Genomic DNA, 13,611 nt, shown 5'->3' on the forward strand with positions numbered 1-13,611 from the left:
GCGTACGGCGGACATGTCGCAGCAGGAGACGGACGGGCGGATCGGCGTGGACGACGAGGGGTTCCTCGTCGACACGGAGGACTGCGAGGAGCGCGAGGCGGCCTACCGCGAGCGTGGCACCTCCCGTCCGATCACGGTCGTGGGCAACCCGGTGCTGCACAAGGAGTGCAAGGACGTCACCGCGTTCGACGACGAACTGGCGCGGCTGATCGACGACATGTTCGCCAGCCAGAGGACGGCCGAGGGCGTCGGCCTGGCCGCCAACCAGATCGGCGTGGACCTGAAGGTCTTCGTCTACGACTGCCCCGACGACGACGGGGTGCGCCACACCGGCGTCATCTGCAACCCGGTCCTGGAGGAGCTGGCTCCCGAGGCGCGGGTGCTGGACGACTCCAACGAGGGCTGCCTCTCCGTCCCGACCGCGTACGCCTCGCTCGCCCGCCCCGACTACGCGGTGGTGCGCGGGCAGGACGCGCAGGGCAATCCGGTCAAGGTGCGGGGCAGCGGCTACTTCGCGCGGTGCCTCCAGCACGAGACGGACCACCTGTACGGCTACCTGTACATTGACCGGCTCTCCAAGCGGGAGCGCAAGGACGCGCTGCGGCAGATGGACGAGGGCACGCCGCGCTACGAGGTCGTCCCCAACGACTGAACCCGCCGCGACGGGGGCTCGGCGGCGGTCGGCTCGGCGGCGGCCGGCTCCGGGCCCCGGAAGGTGCGGCGGTAGGCGTTCGGCGTGGTGCCCAGTGACCGCACGAACTGGTGTCGCAGGGTCGCCGCCGTACCGAAGCCCGTTCGCCCCGCGATCGTGTCGATCGTCAGGTCGGAGGTCTCCAGCAGATGCTGGGCCAGCAGCACCCGCTGCCGCAGCAGCCACCGGTAGGGCGTGGTCCCGGTCTCCTGCTGGAACCGCCGGGCGAAGGTGCGCGGCGACATGTGCGCCAGCGCCGCCAGCTGTTCCACGCTCATCTCCTGGTCGAGGTGCTGCTCCATCCACGCCAGGGTGGAGCCGACCGTGTCGCAGGAGTTCCGGGGCAGCGGGCGGCTGATGTACTGCGCCTGCCCGCCGTCCCGGTGCGGCGGCACGACCATGCGGCGGGCCAGCGTGTTGGCCGCCTGCTGGCCGTACTCCTGCCGGATCAGGTGCAGACACGCGTCGATCCCGGCGGCGGTGCCCGCCGAAGTGATCACCGGGCCCTCGTCCACGTACAGCACGTCCGGCTCCACGATCGCCTTCGGGAAGCGCCGGGACAGCTCCGCCGCGTGCCGCCAGTGCGTGGTGCAGCGGCGCCCGTCCAGCAGGCCCGCCGCCCCGAGGACGTACGCCCCGGAACAGACGCTCAGCACCCGCGCCCCGCGCTCCACGGCCCGGCGCAGCGCGTCGAGGACCTCCTCGGGATACTCCCGCCACATGAAGTGGCTGCCCGCCGGCACGGCGATGAGGTCGGCCTCCTCCAGCCGCTCCAGGCCGTGTGGCGTGGTGATGGTGAAGCCCGCGTGGGTGTTCAGGACGGGGCCCTCGGCGGAGACCACGGCGAAATCGTGCACCGGCAGCCCCTCTTCGCTGCGGTCCAGGCCGAACACCTCGCAGAGCACGCCGAGTTCGAAGGGGTGGACCTCGGCCAGCAGCAGGACGGCGACGTTTTTCAGCATGGAGCCAGTGTGGCAGGAATTTGATGCTGAGTGGCAGTGCTGCCACTGACCGAATCCTGCCGGGCGGACGAAGGTGGAGCCATGAACCTCTTCCTGGACTACCTCGTCGTGACCGCCCTCTTCACCTTCGTCACTCTCCCGGCCGCTGTCGGATTCGTCCGCGAGCGCCGTATCGACCGCCAGCTCCGCGACGCGGAACGGAGGGAGGCGGCGCGTACGGAAACGCATAGCGCCGCACGCCCCTATAAGGTCACGCGGCGCTCTTACCCGAAGGGTTGGGCGAAGGCCTAGGAGAGCGCCTTGCCGGTCCGGCTACGGCCCGGACCGGCAGCCCCGGTGGGGGCTCTTGCCCGGCGCCGCTTCTCTTGGGCGGGGTCAGCTTCCGTCCTCGTCCCGGTACTCGGGGAACAGGTGGGGGTGCTGGCGGGCGAGGACCAGCGTGATCGCTTCGCCGGTGGGGTCCGTGATGTCCCAGCTGTGTGCGGAAGAGTGTGAGGCGAAGAGTTCGCAGGCTTCGTTACGGGTGCCGTGCGCGGGGCACCAGGGGAGCGAGGTGAGCCCGGCGAGCCCGGAGCCCTTCCACCGGACCCGGACGGCGCTTCCGGGCCGTCCGCCTTCGTCCCGGAGCATCGCGGCGTGCTGGTCGTCATGCTCCTCGCCGAGTTCGCAGAGGACGTGCCCGGCTTCGGGGCGGTGTCCGGCCGGCGACAGGGCGATGAGATGGTCCGGAGGCGGGAGAAGGGCGACGGCGGTGCACTGGTTCACGGTTGGGGCCGCTCCCGTGGATCGCCGGAGACGTCGTCGCTGCTGAGCGGTCCGGCGATGAGGTCCCCAAGGGGGTCGGTGACGTCCCAGGAGTGCCCTGTGGTGTGGTCGTTGAAGAACGAGCACCGTAAGAGGGCGTCGGTGTCGAGGTTGCGGAGGGCGGCGGGGCACCAGGGCTCGGCCTGGATGTGGTGGGTGCGGTCGGTGTCGGTGCCGGTCCAGAAGAACCAGAGGGCGGGCCGGTCGGGTTCGTCGGCGGCGCCGAGGAGTGCGGCGTGATCGGTGAGGGTGTCATGTTCACCGAGCTCGCACAGGACGTAGTGGTCGAGGGTGAAGTCGTCGGGCGGGGTGCCGGGTCCGCCAGCCATGGTGACGAGGGCGACGGTCACCTCGCCGAGAGGAATCCGGGTCACGGCAGTGCATTGCAGCACGTGAGGTCTCTTCTGTGTGGGGGGCTACGGGCGGTCGGCCGGGAAGGTGCGCCATCCGGCGAGGGTGAGGCTGAGCCCGACGGCGGGATCGAGGACGTTGAACTGGAAGGGGAAGCCCGCTTCCAGGGTTCGTATCGCGTCGTCCTGGTGGTGCTGGTCGGTGGCCCAGAACCGCAGCCCTTCGGGAGCGTCGGAGCCGTGGAAGAGGACGGGCCGTACGTCGCCGGGTGACTCGTCCCGTACGGCGCTCCCGTGCCCGTTGGCGAGGCGGAGGGCCTGCCGGCGGAGCCAGAGGAGGGCCAGCCGCCGGTTGTGTACGGTGACTCCGCCGAGCGAGGCGAACCGCTGCCCGGTGGTCAGGGTGACCTCGGCGGCGTAACTCGCGCGCATCACGCGGCACGCTCGTGGGCGCCCCACCGGATCAGGGCCTTCAGCTGTTCGGCCGCCGCCTCGATCTCCGCCACGACGACGGTGCGGGCCGGGTGCCGGGTGAGTGCCCACAGGAGCCGGGGGAGGCGGAGCCGTGGACGGACTTCGGCGGCCCCCAGGGCGAGGACGAGCCGAACCCACAACCGGGCGAGGGGGCGCGGGGTCACAGCACCTCACCCCGACTGCGGGCGTTGGCCCGTGCGGTACGGGCGCGGAGCTGCTCTATGGGGAGGGCGGGGCGTACGTGCCGGGGTTCGACCTCCCACTCGATACCGCCGCCGACGGGGCGGAGGGACCAGTAGAGGCCGGCGGTCCCTCGGAACTCGCCGACGCGGTTGTTGCGGCTGGTGTCCACCAGGAGCGCACCCGCGGTGGGTAGCAGCGACTCCATTTCCACTCGCACTTGTTCCCTTCTCTACGTGGGTATGTCGATCGCCGGTACAAGATCGGGCACGGGGCCGCCGGCGACCGTACTCGTAGCACGGCCCTTCGCGGCCCGGTGCCCGGTCAGCCTTGGGGTGCTGTCACGTCCGGTGGAACGTGGTCAGGCGTTCTTGTACTCGGTGCCGTCCGCCGTGGCGAACTGATTCGTTCCGAGGGTCACGGCGACGACCTGACGGACGCTCGGATCTGAGCGCTGTCTTGGCTTGGCCAGGCGACCTGTCACCGGAACTCCCTTGCGGGGTGGTCGCCTTGCGTGATGAACAGTCAACCCGCAGTAGGGGTGTGGCGGTACGGTGGCAGGGAGGCCATGCGGTATCACGGGTATCACGGGGGCGGGAATGACCATGAGCGCACCGAACCAGCGGTTGCGGGATCTCATCTCCGAGTCGGGTCTCACCTATGAAGCACTCGCCAAGGCCGTCCGGCGGGTCGCTGCCGAGTGCGGCGTCGAGTTGGCCACGAACAAGGGCATGATCCGGCACTGGCTCAACGGTGTCGTACCGCAGGAGACGACCGCTCGGTTCTTGGCCGCTGCCCTGTCCCGGCACCTCGGCCGTCTGCTCACGTCGGCCGACCTAGGTCTGCCGAGCCCGGATGTGGCAGAGGATGACACCATGGGCCTGTCCCTCGGGGCGGACCCGATCGATGCCCTGGTGCCGATGTGGAAGGCCGAATTGGACCGGCGAACCTTCCTGACCAGCTCCGCCTACTCCGTGGCCGCTTCCGCACTGCCTCTCGACTACGTGCAGGAGGTGGCCGACAGGTCGGCTGCCGCTCGCACCGGACACATCGTCGGAATGGCCGAGGTGCGTGCGGTGAGGGACATGGTGAGGATGTTTTCCGAGATGGACGAACGCCACGGCGGTCGGCACGGGCGCTCCGCCCTTGTCCAGTACCTCCGCGACGACGTCGCACCGCTGTGCCGTGCCCGCTTCCACAACGAGGAGATGCGTCGGTACATGCTCTCCGCCGCCAGCCGGGGTGTGCACCTCCTGGGCTGGAAGTCCTACGACGCGGGACAACAGGGACTCGCCCAGCGCTACTACCTTCAGTCCTACGCACTGGCTGTTGAGTCCGGCATCACCGGGCAAGACGGGTTCATCATGCGAACCATGGCCATGCAGGGTTTGAAGCTTCACCGCCCCGAGCACTGTCAGGGCCTCGCGGAAACCGGACTGAACCGAGCCAAGGGCAAGGTCGACAACGCGACCATGGCTCTGTTCCGTGTCGTCCACGCCCACACCCTCGCCAAGAGCGGGCAACGGCGAGCCGCTGTCGTCGAGGCCGACCGCGCTCGCGAACTCCTCGCCGCTGACAAGGGCGACGAGACTCCCTTCTGGGCTCTGGCCTGGGGACCACCCGCCGCCTCCGTCTACTCCCGGACGGCCAAGGTGCACGAGACGCTGGGGGATTTCAGCGCCGCTGCGGGCCAGTACGCCCGGGCGGCGACCGCCCGCCCCGCCACGACCTATGCGCGGATCGTCTCGCTCGACCTCGTGGCCGGCGCGGAGATGCAGCTCAAGCGCGGCCGAATCGAGGAGGCGTGTGAGACTTGGAACCGGGCCATCGACCATATGGATGGCGTGCAGTCGATGCGTACACGCAAAGCTGTCAAGAACATGCGCAAGGACCTCGCGCGGTTCCGTGCTCGCGGGGTGCGCTGTGCGGCGGAACTCGATGAGCGCGCGCTCGACTTCCTCGGGCGATGAGTAAAAGCTCGACGGGCGCTGCAGGCACGCCGAGCGAGATAGGAAAGCTCTTGTGGTGAGGATGTCACTCACCGGACATCCTCACCACAAGAGCTGAGCCGAGGCCTAGAAGTCGTCGTCGAACCCGACCGAGCCCTCCACCGCCACCTGGTAGGCGGACGGGCGGCGCTCGAAGAAGTTCGTCAGCTCCTGGACGCCCTGGAGCTCCATGAAGGAGAACGGGTTCTCCGACCCGTACACCGTCGGGAAGCCGAGGCGGGCGAGCCGCTGGTCGGCGACGCACTCCAGGTACTGGCGCATCGAATCGGTGTTCATGCCCGGCAGGCCCTCGCCGCACAGGTCGCGGCCGAACTGCAGCTCCGCCTCGACCGCTTCCCTCAGCATGTCGGTGACCTGCTGCTCCAGCGCGTCGTCGAAGAGCTCCGGCTCCTCCTTGCGGACGGTGTCCACGACCTCGAACGCGAAGTTCATGTGCATCGTCTCGTCACGGAACACCCAGTTGGTGCCCGTGGCGAGACCGTGCAGCAGACCGCGCGAGCGGAACCAGTACACGTAGGCGAACGCGCCGTAGAAGAACAGCCCCTCGATGCAGGCCGCGAAGCAGATCAGGTTCAGCAGGAAGCGGCGGCGGTCGGCCTTCGTCTCCAGCCGGTCGATCTTCTCGACCGAGTCCATCCACCTGAAGCAGAACTGCGCCTTCTCACGGATCGAGGGGATCTCCTCGACCGCGTCGAACGCGGCGGCCCGGTCGTCCGGGTCGGGCAGATAGGTGTCCAGCAGCGTCAGATAGAACTGGACGTGCACGGCCTCCTCGAAGAGCTGCCGCGACAGATACAGCCGCGCCTCGGGGGAGTTGATGTGCTTGTACAGCGTCAGCACGAGGTTGTTGGAGACGATCGAGTCACCGGTCGCGAAGAACGCCACCAGCCGGCCGATCATGTGCTGCTCGCCCGGCGACAGCTTGGCGAGGTCGGAGACGTCCGAGTGGAGGTCGACCTCCTCCACCGTCCAGGTGTTCTTGATCGCGTCCCGGTAGCGCTCGTAGAAGTCCGGGTAGCGCATGGGACGCAGGGTCAGTTCGAAGCCCGGGTCGAGTAGATTCTTGTTGTCGTTCGTGCTCATTACTGGCAGGCCTCGCAGGACTCGGGGTTTTCCAGGGAGCAGGCGATGGCGTCCGCGTCGGGAGCCGACGCCTGCTGTACGGGAATGGGGGCGGCGGCCGACGCCTGGCCGGACGCGGCACGGGCGATCCGGGTCGCTGGGCGCGAGCGCAGGTAGTACGTCGTCTTCAGCCCCTGCTTCCAGGCGTACGCGTACATCGAGGAGAGCTTGCCGATCGTCGGCGTCTCCAGGAACAGGTTGAGCGACTGGCTCTGGTCGAGGAACGGCGTACGGGCCGCCGCCATGTCGATCAGGCCGCGCTGCGGGATCTCCCACGCGGTGCGGTACAGCGCCCGCACGTCCTCGGGGATCCAGGCGAAGCCCTGCACGGAGCCGCTCGCCTCCCGCAGCGCCTCACGGGTGCGGGCGTCCCACACGCCGAGCTTCTTCAGCTCGTCCACCAGATAGGCGTTCACCTGGAGGAACTCACCGCTGAGCGTCTCGCGCTTGAACAGGTTGGAGACCTGCGGCTCGATGCACTCGTACACCCCGGCGATCGAGGCGATCGTGGCGGTCGGCGCGATGGCCAGCAGCAGCGAGTTGCGCATCCCGGTCTTCGCGACCCGGGCGCGCAGGGCGTCCCAGCGCTCCGGCCAGTTCAGCTCGGTGTCGTAGTGGTCGGGGTGCAGCACCCCGCGCGCGGCCCGGGTCTCGGACCAGGCCGGCAGCGGACCCGACCGCTCCGCGAGGTCGCAGGACGCCTCGTACGCGGCGAGCATGATCCGCTCGGAGATCTTCGTGGAGAGCGCGCGGGCCTCGGGGGAGTCGAAGGGCAGGCGCAGCTGGAAGAAGACGTCCTGGAGGCCCATGGCGCCCAGGCCCACCGGCCGCCAGCGGGAGTTGGAGCGCCCGGCCTGCTCGGTCGGGTAGAAGTTGATGTCGACGACCCGGTCCAGGAAGGTCACGGCGGTCCGCACCGTGGCGTCCAGCCGCTCCCAGTCGATCGCACCGTCCGCGACGAACGCGCCCAGGTTGACCGAGCCCAGGTTGCAGACGGCCGTCTCGCCGTCGTCGGTGACTTCGAGGATCTCGGTGCACAGGTTCGAGGAGTGCACGACCCGGCCCGGCTCGGCGGTCTGGTTCGCGGTCCGGTTGGAGGCGTCCTTGAACGTCATCCAGCCCTGGCCGGTCTGCGCGAGGGTCCGCATCATCCGGCCGTACAGCTCACGCGCCGGAATCGTCCTGCGGGCCAGGCCCTTGGCCTCGGCCGCCCGGTAGACGGCGTCGAACGCGTCGCCCCACAGGTCGACCAGTTCGGGCACATCGGCGGGGGAGAACAGCGACCACTCGGTGTCCGCGTCGACCCGGCGCATGAACTCGTCCGGGATCCAGTGCGCCAGATTGAGGTTGTGCGTACGCCGCTGGTCCTCACCGGTGTTGTCGCGGAGCTCCAGGAACTCCTCGATGTCCGCGTGCCAGGTCTCCAGGTAGACCGCCGCCGCGCCCTTGCGCCGGCCACCCTGGTTCACCGCCGCGACGGAGGCGTCCAGCGTCTTGAGGAACGGCACGATGCCGTTGGAGTGCCCGTTGGTGCCCCGGATCAGCGAACCCCGGGCACGGATGCGGGAGTACGACAGACCGATGCCGCCCGCGTGCTTGGAGAGCCGCGCCACCTGGTGGTAGCGGTCGTAGATCGAGTCCAGCTCGTCCTTCGGCGAGTCCAGCAGATAGCAGGAGGACATCTGCGGGTGCCGGGTGCCGGAGTTGAAGAGCGTGGGGGAGGAGGGGAGGTAGTCCAGCCGGCTCATCAGCCCGTAGAGCGCGACGACCTCCGCAAGCGCCCGCGCCGACTCGTCCTCGGCGAGGCCCGCGGCCACGCGCAGCATGAAGTGCTGCGGGGTCTCGATGACCTGCCGGGTGATCGGGTGCCGCAGCAGGTAGCGGCTGTGCAGCGTCCGCAGACCGAAGTAGCCGAAGCGGTCGTCGGCGCCGTCCGCCATGGCCCGGTCGACGAGCTGGTCGAGCGCGGCCGAGTGGAGCGTGACGAACGCGGCGGTGCGCTCCGCGATCAGGCCCTCGCGGTGGCCCACGGCGACCGAGGCGGAGAAGGACGTCGCGCCCTGGCCCGTGGCCTCGTCCGCGATCGTGCGGGTCAGCAGCCGGGCGGCCAGCCGGGAGTACGCCGGGTCCTCGGAGATGAGCCCCGCGGCGGCCTCGGTGGCCAGCGAGCGCAGCTCCGCCTCGTCGGAGCGGGCGTTGCGTCCGCGCAGCGCGGCGGCGGCGACCCGTCCGGGGTCGGTGTCGGGAAGATCGACGGTGAGGTCGGTCAGGGTCCGCAGCAAAGCGGTCCCGGGTCCGTCGTTCGGGGCCTTCCCGGCCGTGGTCGACACCGGGGACACCGGGGGCACTGTGGATTCGGTGGCTGAAACCGGATCGGCGGGCGCGATGGTCACTGGGCTTTCCCTCGCTCGGCAGGGGCCGGCGGAAGGCGGGGAAGCCGGGCAGCGCGAAACCCGGGGCAGGGCAGCACAGCTGACGGCGTCCACCGGCCTATCCGCGAGGCCCGGACGTCTGGCGTCCGGTTCGGTCGAGCCGGACGCGCTGTCGACAGGTCTTCGGACTTGCGGGTGTGCAAAAGCACACCGATCACACCGTTGCGGGACAGTTCCGGATTCGCACCGGATTCCCCTGCGGCGACAGCGAGGTCGAGCATACATGTGGGGGCCGCCGGATGATGAGGCCCCCACATGTTGTGTCGCGACGATTTCCTGTGCGCCTCAGGAGGGCGCCCCCAGCGCCAGCCGGAAGGCCATGAGCCGCAGCCCCGGCACCGGTTCCCCGTCCCTCTCAGGGGACCGTACGAAGCCGAGCCGACGGTAGATCCTATGGGCTCCGAGCATGACCGGCCGCTGTCCGGGGGCCTCGCCGGGGCCGGGGCTGCCGCCGGGGCCGGGGCAGGCGTCACGGTCGGAAGGAGGGGCCGGAACCGGGGCGATCGGGCGCGGCGTCATGGGCACATCCCTTCGTACGGTGAGGGCTCCGGGCATCGGGAGAACGAGCGGTTCCCGGGCGCGTCCGAGGACGCGAAAAGGGGCCGCCGCGCCCCTGAGAGGGGTGCGGCGGCCCGATCCGGCCGACGGCGCTCAGCAGCAGCGGAAGCCCTCGCGGGGATCCGCCTCGCGGGCGTCCGTGCGGCTGCGTTCGAAGGCGCGACGGGTCATCACCGGTGAGTCCGGATCGTGGGCCCTCGCGTGCGCCACATAGCGGTCGTACGTGGACTCGCCGGTCAGCTCACGGACATACCAGCGGATCCGTCCGGCCACCCGTCGTACGTCCGCGACCGTCATGTCCGGCTCCCCGTCTCCGACGCGTCCTTGCGGATGCCGCCCTCCGGGCCGACTCCGGCGGCGGCCAGTTCGGCCTTCTCCTCCTTGGTCGCGAAGAGCGAGGCCGGGGCGACGAGCTTGGATTCGACGTACGGCGTCTCGTGGAGCTTGACGCTCTCCGGGTCGCGGATCGCCTTGTAGCAGACCCGCCCGGCGTCCACGAGCACCACGATGATGAGGAGCGCGAAGAGCGCGCTCAGCACCCCGTCGACGGTGGAGTTGGTGACGACGGTCCGCATGTCGTCCATGTTCTTCGCGGGGGCCAGTACCTCGCCCGCGTCGATGCCCGCCTGGTACTTGTCGCGCTGGGCGAAGAAGCCGATCTTGACGTCGTCGGAGAAGATCTTCTGCCAGCTCGCGGTGAGGGTGACCGCCACGTCCCAGGCGAGCGGGACCGCGGTGACCCACGCCCACTTCAGGCGGCCGGACTTGACGAGCAGGGTGGTACAGACGGCCAGAGCGACGGCCGCCAGCAACTGGTTGGCGATGCCGAAGAGCGGGAACAGCTGGTTGATGCCGCCCAGCGGGTCGTGCACACCGACCCAGAGGAAGTAGCCCCAGCCGCCGACCACGACGGCGCTGGCGAACCAGACGCCCGGCTTCCAGCTGACCTCACGGAACGGCTTGTAGACGTTGCCCAGCATGTCCTGGAGCATGAAGCGCCCGACCCGGGTGCCGGCGTCCACGGTGGTGAGGATGAAGAGCGCCTCGAACATGATGGCGAAGTGGTACCAGAACGCCTTCATCGCGGTTCCGCCCACCACCGCGGAGAAGATCTCCGCCATGCCGAGCGCGAACGTGGGCGCGCCACCCGTCCGGGAGAGCAGGCTCGTCTCCTCGACGTCCTTGGCGGCCTGGGCCAGGGCGTCCGGGGTGATGGAGAAGCCGAAGCCGGCCACGGCCTGGGAGGCCGACTGGACGCTGTCGCCGATCACGCCGACGGGTGCGTTGATGGCGAAGTAGAGGCCGGGGTCGATGATGGACGCGGCGATCATCGCCATGATCGCCACGAACGACTCGACCAGCATGGCGCCGTAGCCGATCATCCGGATCTGCGTCTCCTTCTGGACCATCTTCGGCGTGGTGCCGGAGGAGACCAGGGAGTGGAAGCCGGAGAGTGCGCCGCAGGCGATGGTGATGAAGACGAACGGGAACATCGAGCCGGCGAAGACCGGGCCCGAGCCACTGGTGGCGAATTCGGTGACCGCGGGCATCTTCAGGGTCGGCAGGGTGACGACCACGCCCAGGGCCAGCAGCCCGATCGTGCCGACCTTCATGAAGGTGGAGAGGTAGTCGCGCGGGGCCAGCAGCAGCCACACGGGGAGCACGGAGGCGAGGAACCCGTACACGATCATCCAGATGACCAGCGTGCCCGGCTCCAGCGTGAAGAAGTCCGCCCACGACGACTCGGCGACCCAGCCGCCCGAGACGATCGCCAGGAGCAGCAGCGCGACGCCGATGAGGGAGACCTCGCTGACCTTGCCGGGCCGCAGGGTGCGCAGATAGACGCCCATGAAGAGGGCGATCGGGATCGTCATGCCGATGGAGAAGACGCCCCACGGCGAGTGCGCGAGCGCGTTCACGATGACCAGCGCGAGGACCGCGAGCAGGATGATCATGATGATGAAGACCGCGAACAGGGCGGCGATCCCGCCGACCGGCCCTATCTCGTCGCGCGCCATCTGGCCGAGCGAACGGCCGTTGCGGCGGGTGGAGAAGAAGAGCGTCACCATGTCCTGGACGGCGCCGGCGAAGATGACGCCGACGACGAGCCAGATCGTGCCGGGCAGATAGCCCATCTGCGCGGCGAGCACCGGGCCGACCAGGGGCCCCGCCCCGGCGATGGCGGCGAAGTGGTGGCCGAACAGGACCCGGCGGTCGGTGGGATGGAAGTCGACACCGTTGTCCAGCCGTTCGGCGGGGGTCGCACGGTTCTTGTCGGCCCTCAGGACCCGGCCCGCGATGAACCGGGAGTAGAAGCGGTACGCGATGGCGTACGAGCCGAGGGCCGCTGCCAGCATCCAGGCGGCGGACACCTCCTCACCCCGCGAGAGCGCGAGGACGGCCCAGCCGATGGCGCCGACCAGGGCGACCAGGCTCCAGACCACGATGGACCTGGGGGAGATGCCCCGTTTCCCCGGTGCCTGCGGTGCCGATGATGCTGGTGTGGGCGTTTCCGCCATGTGGTGCTCCGTCCCCTCGCTGATCACCGGTGCAATGGGCAGGAAATCTAAGGGACGCGTCCGCCCAGCGTCACCCCCTGTCCGCATTGCGGTCCGGCAACGGTGATGTATCGCAACGGGACACGGGCACGGCGCCGATTCGGTTCACCCCGGTCGTGACCGGTGCGGGAGGGCCCGGAGCCCGGACGGATCAGCCGGTACGGGACGGTCCCGCACCCGGTCAGATCCAGCCACGGCGCGCCGCCTCCGCGCCCGCCTGGAACCTGCTGCGGGCCTGCATCCGGGCCGTCAGTTCCGCGTTCATCCGGCGCACGGTGCGCAGGGACACCCCCAGCCGGCGGGCGGCCGTCGCATCCGTGTGCCCCTTCGCCAGCAGGGACAGCAACTCGTCCTCCTGCGGGGTCAGCCCGTTGCCGTCGCGGCGGGGAGCGGAGCCGAGCGGGGTGGCGGTGGCCCACAACTGCTCGAACAGGAGCCGGGCCACCGCGACGGCCCCCTTGCTCCGCAACTCCAGCGCGCCCGCCCGGCCGTCGTCGGGGTCCAGCGGCACCAGGGCCACCTCCGCGTCCACCACGACCATGACCAGCGGCAGGGTGGGCAGCGTACGGCTCTCCGCACCGAGCACGCTCAACCGGTTCACATAGCGCAGGGTCGACGGATCGTTGCGGAAGCTGTCCTGGTAGATGCCGCGGAGCCGCACGCCGCGCTCCAGCGCCCGCCGGTCCAGCGGCCCGCTGGCCTCCAGCGTGTCCGGGGACTGCGCGCCGCCGGGCAACAGGGAGAGGCACTCCGTCCTGGCGAGCTCGGCCAGTTCGGTCAGCCGCTCGCGCACCGCGTCGAGCCCCTCCAGCCGCTTGATGACGTCGAAGCCCCCGCCCGCCCGCCGCCCCCGGTCCGTCGTGAGGGCGGACATCGCGTCCCGTGCGACCTCAAGTCCCCTCTGCTGCCTCGCCAGTTCGGCCTCGCGACGGGAGAGGAGGAACGGCAGGCTGGCGGCCGGGTCCAGCGCGCGGAAGACCGGGGGGCCCTGCTCCGTACCGCGCGGGCCGTCATCCAGCAGACACAGCTCGGCCAGCTGGTCCAGAGCGCGGCGCACATCGTCCTCGCTCCGGCCGAGCCGCGCCACGATCTCGTCCAGCCGCAGCGCCGGCTCCTCCAGAACGAGCCGGTACACCAGCTCCGTCCGCGCGTCCATCCCCAGTACCTCTAACATCTCTGGCTCCCCCGCAGATGTCACGCCGTCCCCGCACGCCAGTACGGGACGCCACTTCAGCACCGGGCGCGAGTGTAGGGCCGACGAGTTGTGAAGGTATAGACCAAGTCCACGGGGTGGATGGGCCCCGAGGGGGCGCGCATGGCCTGAATGCCCGAGGCCGGCGGGGGCCGGGGCGGACACCGGACGGCGGCACGAATGGCCGCAAGGTGTCTGGCAGTTACCTGCCATCACCGGATCGTCGCAGGCTGCGGGCGCGTACGGCCGCCCGCGGAGCTGGCACCCTGCTGCCCCGCA

General features: G+C 69.9%; 14 protein-coding genes, 1 pseudogene and 1 riboswitch. Of the genes and pseudogenes, 3 read left to right on the forward strand and 12 right to left on the reverse strand.

Annotation, left to right across the window (positions count from 1 at the left end):
- Positions 1 to 13: 13 nt before the first annotated feature.
- Entirely contained in the window at positions 14 to 652 is a 639-nt protein-coding gene (gene def / locus ACZ60Q_RS17405) for a peptide deformylase (protein WP_469634758.1), read from the forward strand.
- Here the strand turns inward: def and ACZ60Q_RS17410 are convergent.
- Positions 628 to 1,653: a GlxA family transcriptional regulator gene (locus tag ACZ60Q_RS17410; RefSeq protein ID WP_469634761.1), complete on the reverse strand. Its 1,026-nt coding sequence runs from the start codon at positions 1,651 to 1,653 to the stop codon at positions 628 to 630. The genes def and ACZ60Q_RS17410 overlap by 25 nt on opposite strands.
- A gap of 81 nt (positions 1,654 to 1,734) precedes the next feature.
- On the opposite strand from ACZ60Q_RS17410, the gene ACZ60Q_RS17415 reads away from it, so the two are divergent.
- A complete protein-coding gene (locus ACZ60Q_RS17415; RefSeq protein WP_469634764.1) occupies positions 1,735 to 1,944 on the forward strand; it encodes a hypothetical protein in 210 nt (69 codons plus the stop codon).
- 84 nt (positions 1,945 to 2,028) lie between these two features.
- Here the strand turns inward: ACZ60Q_RS17415 and ACZ60Q_RS17420 are convergent, their stop codons facing one another.
- The 5 genes from ACZ60Q_RS17420 to ACZ60Q_RS17440 are packed head-to-tail and all read right to left on the reverse strand — an operon-like array spanning position 2,029 to position 3,669.
- Positions 2,029 to 2,418: a hypothetical protein gene (locus ACZ60Q_RS17420; RefSeq protein WP_469634767.1), complete on the reverse strand. Its 390-nt coding sequence runs from the start codon at positions 2,416 to 2,418 to the stop codon at positions 2,029 to 2,031.
- Positions 2,415 to 2,831 carry a hypothetical protein gene (locus tag ACZ60Q_RS17425; protein WP_469634770.1) on the reverse strand — a complete coding sequence of 139 codons (417 nt, stop codon included), beginning with the start codon at positions 2,829 to 2,831 and terminating at the stop codon, positions 2,415 to 2,417. The genes ACZ60Q_RS17420 and ACZ60Q_RS17425 overlap by 4 nt, the downstream gene beginning before the upstream one ends.
- A gap of 42 nt (positions 2,832 to 2,873) precedes the next feature.
- Positions 2,874 to 3,239, reverse strand: coding sequence for a hypothetical protein (locus ACZ60Q_RS17430; protein ID WP_469634772.1), 366 nt, complete (start codon positions 3,237 to 3,239; stop codon positions 2,874 to 2,876).
- Positions 3,239 to 3,445: a hypothetical protein gene (locus ACZ60Q_RS17435; RefSeq protein WP_469634775.1), complete on the reverse strand. Its 207-nt coding sequence runs from the start codon at positions 3,443 to 3,445 to the stop codon at positions 3,239 to 3,241. The genes ACZ60Q_RS17430 and ACZ60Q_RS17435 overlap by 1 nt, the downstream gene beginning before the upstream one ends.
- Complete coding sequence (locus ACZ60Q_RS17440) at positions 3,442 to 3,669, reverse strand: hypothetical protein (RefSeq protein WP_469634778.1); 228 nt, start codon at positions 3,667 to 3,669, stop codon at positions 3,442 to 3,444. The genes ACZ60Q_RS17435 and ACZ60Q_RS17440 overlap by 4 nt, the downstream gene beginning before the upstream one ends.
- 397 nt (positions 3,670 to 4,066) lie before the next feature.
- Here ACZ60Q_RS17440 and ACZ60Q_RS17445 point away from each other — a divergent pair, with 397 nt between their 5' ends.
- Positions 4,067 to 5,431 (forward strand): hypothetical protein, encoded by a 1,365-nt coding sequence (locus ACZ60Q_RS17445; protein ID WP_469634781.1) that lies wholly within the window; start codon positions 4,067 to 4,069, stop codon positions 5,429 to 5,431.
- Between the two features lie 105 nt (positions 5,432 to 5,536).
- Here ACZ60Q_RS17445 and ACZ60Q_RS17450 read toward each other — a convergent pair whose 3' ends face one another.
- From ACZ60Q_RS17450 to ACZ60Q_RS17475, 6 genes and pseudogenes are all read right to left on the reverse strand, one after another.
- Positions 5,537 to 6,553 (reverse strand): ribonucleotide-diphosphate reductase subunit beta, encoded by a 1,017-nt coding sequence (locus tag ACZ60Q_RS17450; protein WP_469634784.1) that lies wholly within the window; start codon positions 6,551 to 6,553, stop codon positions 5,537 to 5,539.
- Positions 6,553 to 8,985 (reverse strand): ribonucleoside-diphosphate reductase subunit alpha, encoded by a 2,433-nt coding sequence (locus ACZ60Q_RS17455; protein ID WP_469634787.1) that lies wholly within the window; start codon positions 8,983 to 8,985, stop codon positions 6,553 to 6,555. The genes ACZ60Q_RS17450 and ACZ60Q_RS17455 overlap by 1 nt, the downstream gene beginning before the upstream one ends.
- A gap of 136 nt (positions 8,986 to 9,121) precedes the next feature.
- Positions 9,122 to 9,245, reverse strand: a riboswitch (cobalamin riboswitch).
- A 64-nt stretch (positions 9,246 to 9,309) separates the two neighbouring features.
- Positions 9,310 to 9,441: pseudogene (locus tag ACZ60Q_RS17460) on the reverse strand (GNAT family N-acetyltransferase); the annotation flags it as partial.
- A 234-nt stretch (positions 9,442 to 9,675) separates the two neighbouring features.
- Entirely contained in the window at positions 9,676 to 9,879 is a 204-nt protein-coding gene (locus tag ACZ60Q_RS17465; protein ID WP_469634791.1) for a YbdD/YjiX family protein, read from the reverse strand.
- Complete coding sequence (locus tag ACZ60Q_RS17470) at positions 9,876 to 12,101, reverse strand: carbon starvation CstA family protein (RefSeq protein WP_469634794.1); 2,226 nt, start codon at positions 12,099 to 12,101, stop codon at positions 9,876 to 9,878. The genes ACZ60Q_RS17465 and ACZ60Q_RS17470 overlap by 4 nt, the downstream gene beginning before the upstream one ends.
- 220 nt (positions 12,102 to 12,321) lie before the next feature.
- Positions 12,322 to 13,314: a helix-turn-helix transcriptional regulator gene (locus ACZ60Q_RS17475; RefSeq protein ID WP_469634796.1), complete on the reverse strand. Its 993-nt coding sequence runs from the start codon at positions 13,312 to 13,314 to the stop codon at positions 12,322 to 12,324.
- Positions 13,315 to 13,611: the final 297 nt, after the last annotated feature.

This window comes from Streptomyces sp. NPDC104313 (assembly GCF_055583985.1).